This is a genomic window from Sphingobium chlorophenolicum (assembly GCF_000722875.1).
GTDB lineage: Bacteria > Pseudomonadota > Alphaproteobacteria > Sphingomonadales > Sphingomonadaceae > Sphingobium > Sphingobium chlorophenolicum.
Window position 1 is genome coordinate 1 of the sequence record NZ_JFHR01000127.1, and the last position, 1,007, is coordinate 1,007.

1 protein-coding gene is annotated in these 1,007 nt (G+C 59.8%); it reads right to left on the reverse strand.

What is annotated here, in order from left to right; translation table 11 throughout:
* Window positions 1-275 precede the first annotated feature (275 nt).
* Window positions 276-755, reverse strand: coding sequence for a PilZ domain-containing protein (locus tag BV95_RS22870; RefSeq protein WP_051749949.1), 480 nt, complete (start codon window positions 753-755; stop codon window positions 276-278).
* Between the last annotated feature and the right edge of the window lie 252 nt (window positions 756-1,007).

The window sequence follows — 1,007 nt, forward strand, 5'->3', positions numbered from 1 at the left end:
CCCCTAACCCCCTCCCGCCTGCGGGAGGGGGTTAGGGGGGTGGGCTGGCGCGACATCTGCGTTGTTCTGCAACGGTTAGGTTAGAAGCTCGCTTCGCTCGCGCCCACCCCTAACCCCTCCCGTTTACGGGAGGGGGATATCTTAAACTGGCCATTTCCCGACATCCGGAATCTGTCCGCGCTGCCTAAAGCAACTTCGGGGTAGGTGAATCATTTTTTTATTACAAAAGACCGCAAAACAAAGATTTATGGCGGATGATCGAAATCCACCCCGGCTCAAAGCGAAGCGGCCAGCGTCTTCACAGCCCAGACCAGAAACCCGAACACACCCCAGGATAGCAGGGAAAGGCCGACGATAAGGACGCCGCGCCTGAATTTTGAAGGAAGAGACATGGTCTCGCCTTCCCGGTCGACATGCAGGGCACCGCCGAAACTAGCAGCGACGACCGTATGCGCCAACCTGATTTTCTCGATCTGTCCCGCAAGAAGCGGCTGGTCGAATTGGCATCCCGCCGTCTTTCCGTCCGACCAGATGACGCGGGCAGTGCATGTCCCGACGCCGGGAAGCCCCAGGCTGACCGCTTGCCCAGCCGCCAGCGCCACGGGTGCGGATATGCGGCAACCCTCGTCGGAAAGATCGTCGATGACGACATCGAACGGCCGCTCCCGAAGGCGCAAGGTGGACGGACGCAACAGCTTCTGCCGGTTCGAGACGCGGATGGCAGCGGCGGCGTTGGCGAGGAACAAGTTCGGCATGGCATACCTTGAATGAGATGCCGAACGGTTAGGATAAAGCTGCTAAGAAGCGGTTAAGTTCGATAATCTCTTCCCAATCGCGACGATGCCGAAGCTAGGCCGCGTGGACAATTCGAAATGTCGGGAAATGGCCAATCCAAGACATTCCCCTCCCGCAGGCGGGAGGGGCTAGGGGTGGGCGCGAGCGAAGCGAGCTTCTGACCTAGCCGTTCCAAAACAACGCGGATGTCGCGCCAGCCCACCCCCTAACCC

What these genes read in the sequence shown, in the direction of transcription:
- BV95_RS22870 (WP_051749949.1), bottom strand. Translation starts at nt 755, where the DNA reads ATGCCGAACTTGTTCCTCGCCAACGCCGCCGCTGCCATCCGCGTCTCG.